Source organism: Arthrobacter sp. CAL618 (assembly GCF_000468215.1).
Lineage (GTDB): Bacteria > Actinomycetota > Actinomycetes > Actinomycetales > Micrococcaceae > Arthrobacter_D.
Genome location: NZ_ASZW01000196.1, coordinates 1 through 8,141 on the forward strand (window position 1 = coordinate 1; position 8,141 = coordinate 8,141).

Annotated in this window: 9 protein-coding genes; 7 read left to right on the forward strand and 2 right to left on the reverse strand. The window is 64.4% G+C overall.

The window, feature by feature from the left end; genetic code table 11:
• On the reverse strand, nt 1-652 hold a 652-nt coding region (locus tag K728_RS0112050; protein ID WP_024476879.1), incomplete at its 3' end, for a saccharopine dehydrogenase family protein.
• A gap of 154 nt (nt 653-806) precedes the next feature.
• Here K728_RS0112050 and K728_RS20965 point away from each other — a divergent pair.
• The 6 genes from K728_RS20965 (at nt 807) to K728_RS0112080 (ending at nt 6,355) form a co-directional block, all read left to right on the forward strand.
• Nucleotides 807-1,238, forward strand: a complete 432-nt coding sequence (locus tag K728_RS20965) for a hypothetical protein (protein WP_024476880.1) — start codon at nt 807-809, stop codon at nt 1,236-1,238.
• Nucleotides 1,235-1,552, forward strand: a complete 318-nt coding sequence (locus K728_RS0112060; protein ID WP_019481612.1) for a hypothetical protein — start codon at nt 1,235-1,237, stop codon at nt 1,550-1,552. Before K728_RS20965 ends, K728_RS0112060 begins: the two co-directional genes overlap by 4 nt.
• A gap of 132 nt (nt 1,553-1,684) precedes the next feature.
• Entirely contained in the window at nt 1,685-3,154 is a 1,470-nt protein-coding gene (locus K728_RS0112065; RefSeq protein ID WP_024476881.1) for an MGDG synthase family glycosyltransferase, read from the forward strand.
• 474 nt (nt 3,155-3,628) lie between these two features.
• Complete coding sequence (locus K728_RS21940; RefSeq protein WP_019481615.1) at nt 3,629-4,066, forward strand: hypothetical protein; 438 nt, start codon at nt 3,629-3,631, stop codon at nt 4,064-4,066.
• 173 nt (nt 4,067-4,239) lie between these two features.
• Entirely contained in the window at nt 4,240-5,940 is a 1,701-nt protein-coding gene (locus K728_RS0112075) for a glycosyl hydrolase family 18 protein (RefSeq protein ID WP_202802708.1), read from the forward strand.
• A 76-nt stretch (nt 5,941-6,016) separates the two neighbouring features.
• Complete coding sequence (locus K728_RS0112080) at nt 6,017-6,355, forward strand: YciI family protein (RefSeq protein ID WP_024476883.1); 339 nt, start codon at nt 6,017-6,019, stop codon at nt 6,353-6,355.
• On the opposite strand, the gene K728_RS0112085 is transcribed toward K728_RS0112080, so the two are convergent.
• Nucleotides 6,352-6,600, reverse strand: coding sequence for a hypothetical protein (locus K728_RS0112085; protein ID WP_035747968.1), 249 nt, complete (start codon nt 6,598-6,600; stop codon nt 6,352-6,354). The genes K728_RS0112080 and K728_RS0112085 overlap by 4 nt on opposite strands.
• A gap of 227 nt (nt 6,601-6,827) precedes the next feature.
• On the opposite strand from K728_RS0112085, the gene K728_RS0112090 reads away from it, so the two are divergent.
• Nucleotides 6,828-8,138 carry an ISL3 family transposase gene (locus K728_RS0112090; RefSeq protein WP_024475914.1) on the forward strand — a complete coding sequence of 437 codons (1,311 nt, stop codon included), beginning with the start codon at nt 6,828-6,830 and terminating at the stop codon, nt 8,136-8,138.
• The last annotated feature ends 3 nt before the right edge of the window (nt 8,139-8,141 follow it).

The window sequence follows — 8,141 nt, forward strand, 5'->3', positions numbered from 1 at the left end:
CCGCCGTCCGGTCCGGACTGAGGCAGTAGGGATCACCCGCGAGCGATCGCAGCACAGGGTCCGCCCGCACACCGTCCAACTGCCCACGCATCGACTCGATGGTGCCGCCGCTAAAGCCGCCCTTCGCCCTGGCGACGAGCTGAACCTCGGTCAGGCCACCCGCACCATCGGCCTCCGCAGCTTGGTGCAGGAGGAGAACCGCGAGATCCGACGGGACGGAATCGTAGCCGCACGCATGGACAATCCGTGCACCTGTAGTCCTCGCCAGAGCGTCCCAACGGTCGATAGCTTCACGGACGAATGACACCTCGCCCGTCAAGTCCCCGTAGTGGGTGCCGGCGCGGGCACACGCCTCGACAACCGGCAGCCCATACTTCGCGTAGGGACCCACCGTGGTGAAGAGAACACTGGTACTCGCGGCCAGCGCCGCGAGGGAGTCAGGGCGCCCCGAATCGGCCTCGATAAGGGCCCAGTCCTGCGCGGCGACGGGCAGCCTGGACCGTACGGCCTCGAGCTTCTCTTTCGACCTCCCCGCGAGTCCCACACGCAGGTCCGGTGGAGCGTGGTTCGCAAGATATTCTGCGATCAGTTCACCGACGAAGCCGGTCGCACCGAAGAGGACGATGTCGTGGTCGCGTGCTGGGGCCTCCATGCTTGCAGTCTTCCACAGCAGAGGCCGAACCAGCACCGGGAAGCGCCTTCCCTCCTGTAGTTGAAGCGCTCCCGTCACCCCGAAACCAGATCACCGATCATCACTGGCCCGGTCAGCTCACTCATCAAGCTCCGTATCTCAGCAAGGAGTTGTGATGACCGTTGCGCCCAAGACCAGGAGGGCGCATGGGTGGGCCATCACCTTGCCTGGTAGCTCTGGCGCCGGCGGGGACTTTTGGCCCTGTCCGGCGAAGCGGATGCAAGAGAACCTGTTGTCTCCGGACCGCGTCGGATCATCGAACGCCATAAAAAGCGTTCTTCGACGCGGAAGCGAGGAGGCAAATCAACATGCGGGCGAAATCGCCATGGGACAGCTGATTCTCAGTCGCGGCCGATCCGTCAAAGTGGGTCTGGCCGGTGCCATCGTCTTCTTGAATGCGATTAAACCGTTGGGAATCTGGACGCTGCCCAAGCTTGTGCTTACTGGTGGCCTGGCATGGCTGCTGAAAGAGGAGTACCCGACGAGTGTGTGGCATTCACTTCGTTCACCCTCGCATCGCAAAGTCATTCAAGGAACAGTTCCATGAAGCTGGCGAAGGAGGAGCTCACCGTTGCCCTTGAGGATATCGGGGGCACGTCATGGTGGGCGAGCATCCTGACAACGCTCGGGTCCCAATACGGAAGCACTCATCTGCGGTTCGTGGGGCAAGTCGACGGAAAGACCCGTTACAAGAGCTCGACGTTCCCTTCAGCAAGGTCGGTCACCCCAGTGTCACCCGAGGAGAGCTGGTCCCCGGGAATGAACGCAGCATTGGCAGAACTGAAGCGGGATCTGGCAAGGGACGGCTGGAAACAAGTCTCAGGGGACCAGGACCCCAGCTCCCTCCGGTACGAGCGTTAACGACATGTCATCCCGCAGATGATCAGGAAAGGGTAACCGCGGCGACCGGGGGAGGGAGTTTCGCCTCAGCGTCTAATCGCTGAGGCAGGTGGACCTAATAATTCTCAGGGGTAGGGCTGCTAGCCTCGCATCATGCGCAAGACACCGGCACGAGGATCTCACACCCATGGAGGGGAACGCATTCTGATCCTGTCCGCAGGGGTGGGAGCGGGCCACAACAGCGCCGCGGCGGCGCTACAGCAGGAGTGCGCAGGACGGTCCGACATCGCCGACGTTCAGGTCTTGGACGTGCTGCAGGTCAGTAGCGTGCTGTACCGTGCGCTGCTGGCCAAAGGCTACTTCGTGCTGGTCGAGGGCCTGCCATGGCTGGTGGATTGGGGTTATGACCTAAGCGATCCGCCATACCGGCGCCGCGGCCCAATCGACCCTTGGACAAGGGCGAACGCCGTTCCGGTGATCAGTGAGATCAAGCGATTCCGGCCGACCGCTATCGTGTGCACGCATTTCCTGCCAGCCCAGCTCCTGGCGTCGGTGCTCCTTCGCGGTGTAACTGACGCGAAGACCGCTGTGGTGACCACGGACTACGACTTCCAGGGTCTGTGGCTTCCCGGCGCGTTCCACTCGCTGTTCGTGGCCAGGGAGGAGGCAAGGATCGAGTTGATGGCGCTCGGCCTTCCTTCCGACCGAGTGGCAGCCACGGGCATCCCGATCGCCAAACAGGTCGATGGGGTGCCCGAGCCCGCGCCCGATACCAATGAACCCCCCATGCTGCTGATCTCGGCGGGCGCCACCGGCGGCGACTATGCGGTCTCGGTAGTGCGGCAGACGATGCACATGCGCTCGCCGTTCACGGCCACGATCATCTGCGGACGCAACGATGCTCTGCGCCATCGCATCGAGCAGCTGGTGGCTCCCGCTGGCGAGCGTTACCGCGTGCTCGGTTTCACGGAGGAGATGCCGCACCTGCTGCGCCGTGCCGACCTGTTCGTGGGCAAGCCCGGCGGGCTGTCGGCGTCGGAGTGCATGGCTGCAGGGCTGCCCATGGTGCTGGTGAACCCCATTCCGGGGCAAGAGGTTCGCAACGGCGACTACCTGATGGAGCAGGGGGCAGCCGTACGCTGCAACACAGCCGCGACGATCGGCTGGAAGATCGACGAGGTGCTGCGCGAGCCGGGCCGGCTGCAGCGGATGCAGGCGGCGGCACGGAGAATCGGCCGCCCTGACGCCGCCGCGGACGTGCTGACCGGTCTGCTGGAAGGGCCGTCACGTCCGCTGATCGTCACCCGCGCAGCGCAGAAGACAATTCTCGCCGCGAGCGGGCAGCGCATCGTGGCCACCGATCTGACCGGGCCATCCGCGCTGGTACGGCTTATCGACTCGGCCGCGGGAAGCACCGTCGCGCTGCTGCAAGCCGAGGAGTTGGGTGATCTCCAGAAGCGGTACACGACCCCGGACGGAGGCCTGGTACTGCGGCGGGGCCAGGCGCGTCTGTGGCTCCGGTGGGAGGCGCGGCGGTTGCTCCGAGCCCTGCTGCGGAGCGATAAGGCGCTGCCTGTCCGGGTCGAGGGCCTGTCAAAATCCCCGGCCATTCCACCCGAATGACGGGAAGAACGCGACCCCCTATCGGCCCCGGGTGGCGAACCGTCCTGGCCAGCAAGGAAAATTTCTCGTTGGTGCATCAGCTACTGACGGTGCCCACGGGAGCATTGAACCCTCAACGCCGGACTAAAGTCCCTATTCCTAGCGAACCCTTGGGAGTAGCTTTCAAAGTGCGGCCCCGCGACGGGGCGAGGCCGCACCCAAGGGGGCATCATGACCAGGCTTTCGGCATTCAGTGTATTGGGGCTCTCCAGTCTCATCGTGCTCACAGGCTGTTTCGGTCCACCGGCCGCCGCCCCGACGAGCAGCCCCGCGGCGCCAACGACGACAGCAAGCCCGTCCGTTACGCCCACTCCGAGTACGCCCACTCCGAGTACGCCCGCTCCGGGTACGTCCTCGCCGAGCACACCTTCGGCCGCCCCTACTTCCACAGCTGCTGTGCCGCCGTCCTCCGCCCCCGCAAGCCCTCCAGAGACGGTGGAACCAACGCCGACGGGACTTCCGGAGCAAGTCGCTCCGCTGACCATCTACTATGTCGCGGTCGACGATAACGGCGTTTCAGGACCGAGGATCGGCTGCGGTGACAGTCTGATCGCCACGACCACGGGCCCGGTCCGATTCACGGACCAGGTGGGTCCCAGCATGGAGGCCCTGCTCGCGAACAAGAGTCGCGACGTTGGCTTGTCGGGGCTCGTGAATGTGTTGTACCAGTCAGACCTCACCTATGTCGGCGGCGAGCTGAACGGCAATACCATCACGATCTGGCTCACCGGGCAGTTCATGCTCGGGGGTGTCTGCGACATACCGCGCGCACAGGCGCAGCTGGAATACACCGCCATGACCGCTGCCGGTGCCACAAGTGCCCGCGTGTTCGTCAACAACCGCCCGATTGACGAGGTGCTCAGCCTGAAATAGGGCGAGACGTGGTAGCTGAGACACGACTACCTGGCCCCCTGGGGTGGGTTCGAGAGGATCCCAGGCCTTCCTGACTGACCGGTGGGCGGTAGCCAGCAAGCTTCATACCGTAGCCTAGAAGAGCCGCTGTCAGCCGGTGTTGGTCTCATCTGCCGGAGGAAAGAATGAAAAGAGTGCGCCCGCGTCCTATGCTGCGAATCGGCGTTCTGACGGTCGTCGCACTGCTGGTCACTAGCGGCGTCGTCTCCTGCTCGGTCCAGAAGTCATCGGAGGGGAGCGGCTCCGATGACTCCGCTACCACTCCGGCCCGCATCAACGGCTACCGGAGCGTCGGCTATTTCCCCCAGTGGGGCGTCTATGGGCGACAATTCCCCATGAAGGCTCTTCAGGACTCTGGGGCGGCCGGAAATCTGAGTCACATCAACTACGCCTTCGGGAACATCCATCACGAGACGCTGACATGCTTCGAGGCAAACAAGGCTCAGGGGAGCGGCCCGGACGGTTCCGACGGTGCCTCCGATGCATGGGCGGACTACGGCATGGCCTACGACGCCGATGCCTCCATTGCCGGAACCGGGGACACACCAGAGCAACCGCTGGCCGGATCCTTCAATCAGCTCCGGCAGCTGAAGGCTGCCAACCCGGGCCTGCGTGCGGTGATCTCCCTCGGTGGCTGGACCTGGTCGAAGAACTTCTCGCGTGCCGCGGCGACCGATGAATCCCGCAAGGCCCTCGTCGCCTCCTGCATCGACCTCTACATCAAGGGCAACCTCCCGATGATCGAGGGCAGGGGAGGGGACGGTGCTGCGGCCGGTATCTTCGACGGCATCGACATCGACTGGGAATGGCCGGGTACCGATAAAGGGCTCGAGGGAAACGGCGTGGACACCGAAAACGACGCCGAGAACTTCCGGCTGCTGCTGCAGGAATTCCGGGAGCAACTCGATGCGCAGGGGGCGAGCACGGGTGCCTCCTATTCCCTGAGCGCCTTCCTTCCAGCAAATCCCGAGGTGATCGAGGCCGGCGGCTGGAACGACCCCGCACTCTTTGACTACCTCGACTTCGGAAATATTCAGGGTTACGACCTGTGGGGCACGTGGGAACCGGGCCTGACCGGCCATCAGGGAAACCTCTTCGACGATCCGGAAGATCCACGCCCAGACGGCGAGCGTTTCTCGGTGGACCGGACCGTCAGCGCCTATCTCGATGCCGGAATCGACCCGGCCCAACTCGGCCTCGGGCTCGCAGCGTTCGGCAGGGGCTGGATGGGTGCTGACTCGGCGGAGCCTTGGGGTGAAGCCACCGGACCTGCGCCGGGCGGCGAAGAGCCCGGCCTGGAGGATTACGATGAGCTGCTCGAGGTCGGCGAGGAGTTCACCGACACGACCCTCGGCGCGGCCTGGCGGTTCGACGGCGACAAGTGGTGGAGCTACGACAACCCCGAAACCGTGCGTCTCAAGAGCGACTACATTCTGGAGAAGGGGCTTGGCGGTGGCATGTGGTGGGACCTGGCAGGTAACCGGGACGGTTCGCTCTTCGCTGTGCTGTCCGATCAGTTGCGCGAGACTCCCCAGGGTCCTGCCCGCGACAGGGTGATACCCGAAACCACGGTTCAGCCACCCAGTTCGCCAACACTCACCCCCGGCACAGCCACCCCCGGGGCAACGACGGCGGATGTCCCACCGGCAGCCGAACCCTCCTTGTCGGCCCAGGAGGCAGCGGACGCCGAACCCGTGGTGTGGGAAGAAGGCGCGGTGTACACCGAGGGCCGTCGCGTGATCTTCGAAGACAAGGTGTACCGGACGCAGTGGTGGACCAGGGGCGATGTTCCCGGCACCGAGCAATGGGGGCCGTGGCGGCCGGTGGACGGCTGACCGCCATCGGCCGGGCAGCGCTTCTGAAAGATCGCAGACCATTGCCGTCGCACCCAATCACGGCCATCATCGAGTCATGACCAAATATCTCATCTCTTTCCCGAGCGAAGCGATGGTAGTCACGGAGGATGAGTTCCCCGCCGTCGTCGCCGCCTCCCACGCTGTGATCAAGGACGCCAAGGCCGCCGGCGTGTATGTGTTCGGGGGTGGGATCAACGAGAGCATCGATCCAGTGCTGATCTCTCCCGACGGCGCGGCGAGCAGCACGATCTACCCGAGCAGTGAACTCACGGGCGGGTTCACAGTGCTCGAGTTGCCCACGCGCGACGACGCCGTCGAGTGGGCGAGGAGGATCGCGGTGTCCTGCCGTTGTTCTCAGGAGCTCCGCGAGTTCATGTATGACCCGGACAGCTAGCGGGCGCCGGCAACGTTGTCCTTGGTGTTGTTGGTGACTATCCGCAGCAGAGGACGAAGTTTCGCCCAGTCATTCTTGAGGGCTCTGACCTGTGTCTGGTTTGCTGCTGGCTCCGCGTAGAGGGTGACCCCGCTGGAGCGGACTAGGACATGCCCGCCATATTGCTGTAACGCCTCAGCGAGCGCATAGCCCTCGGGCGACAGTCCAAGCGTGCCCAGGTTGGTGCCTTGAGGCAGGGCAAGCATCGAGCCCATCGGGATATTGCCCGTATAAACGCGCGCTGAATCACCGTCCTCTCGCCGGGCAGGCCAGACGCCGGTGCCGTTGTTGACACTTTTAAGCGGCTCTTCGTAAACGAGAGTGTGGGTGGGGTGTAGCCGGGGTGATCGGTGTGGGCGCGTCGAAGGCGGGATAGAGGTCGAGGCCTTCCGATGATGGAAGTTCCTACGCTGCCCATCCGAAAGACCTCGACGTGCTCAACGCTACCTTTCATGCCCCTGATCTGACGACGTTCTGCCGGCTCGACGAACTCGGCTTGGAAGCCGTCGGCCAGCAGCTGTGCCCGGGTCGGGCGGTGATCGAATGCCGTGTCGTTCAGGCAAATCCGTGGTGCCGAGGCTGCGGCTCTGCGGGTGTGCTCCGTGACACGGTGACGCGCCGGTTGGCGCATGAGCCGTTCGGTCACCGGCCGACTACGTTGCTGGTGCGGATACGCCGTTACCGGTGCACCGAGTGCGGTCGCACCTGGCGACAGGACACGGACGCAGCAGCTGAGCCCCGGGCGAAGATCTCGCGTCGCGGACTCAGGTGGGCGCTCGAGGCGGTCGTGGTCGATCACCTCACCGTGTCCCGGGTCGCTGCCGGTCTGGGAGTGTCCTGGCATACCGCCAACAGCGCCGTCCTTGCGGAGGGCAAGCGGCGGCTGATCGATAACCCGCAGCGGTTCGACGGGGTGACCGCGATCGGCGTCGACGAACACGTCTGGCGGCACACCCGACGTGGCGACAAGTTCGTCACGGTGATCATTGATCTGACTCCGATCCGCGAGAAGACGGGCCCGGCACGGCTGCTGGACATGGTCGAAGGCCGCTCCAAACAGGTCTTCAAGACCTGGCTCGCAGACCGCCCGCAGGCATGGCGGGACGGGGTGGAAGTGGTGGCGATGGATGGGTTCACCGGCTTCAAGACCGCGACCACGGAGGAGCTCCCGGACGCGGTGCCGGTCATGGATCCGTTTCATGTTGTTCGGCTTGCCAGCGACGGGTTGGACCGGTGCCGGCAACGTGTTCAGCAGGCGACGCTCGGGCATCGGGGTCGTGCCGGTGACCCGCTCTACCGGGCCCGACGGACCCTGCATACCGGCGCGGATTTGCTCACCGACAAACAGAACGCACGCTTGGAGGCCGTCTTCGCGTCCGAGGAACACCTCGAGGTCGAAGCTACTTGGGGCATCTATCAGCGGATCGTCGCCGCATACAGGGAACCGAATAAGACACAAGGGAAACAGATGATGCAGGCAGTGATCAACTCCGTCACCAGCGGCGTTCCCGCAGCCCTGGTCGAGATCCGCCGAATCGGCCGGACCCTGAAACAACGCGCCGCCGACGTACTCGCGTTCTTCGACCGACCCGGCACCAGCAACGGCCCCACGGAGGCCATCAATGGGCGGCTCGAACACCTCCGCGGCTCAGCCCTCGGATTCCGGAACATCACCAACTACATCGCTCGATCACTCCTGGAATCAGGCGGCTTCAGACCCTACCTACACTCCCAATTACGATGAGCC

What these genes read in the sequence shown, in the direction of transcription:
- K728_RS20965 (WP_024476880.1), top strand. Translation starts at nt 807, where the DNA reads ATGACCGTTGCGCCCAAGACCAGGAGGGCGCATGGGTGGGCCATCACC.
- K728_RS0112060 (WP_019481612.1), top strand. Translation starts at nt 1,235, where the DNA reads ATGAAGCTGGCGAAGGAGGAGCTCACCGTTGCCCTTGAGGATATCGGG.
- K728_RS0112065 (WP_024476881.1), top strand. Translation starts at nt 1,685, where the DNA reads ATGCGCAAGACACCGGCACGAGGATCTCACACCCATGGAGGGGAACGC.
- K728_RS0112080 (WP_024476883.1), top strand. Translation starts at nt 6,017, where the DNA reads ATGACCAAATATCTCATCTCTTTCCCGAGCGAAGCGATGGTAGTCACG.
- K728_RS0112085 (WP_035747968.1), bottom strand. Translation starts at nt 6,600, where the DNA reads ATGCTTGCCCTGCCTCAAGGCACCAACCTGGGCACGCTTGGACTGTCG.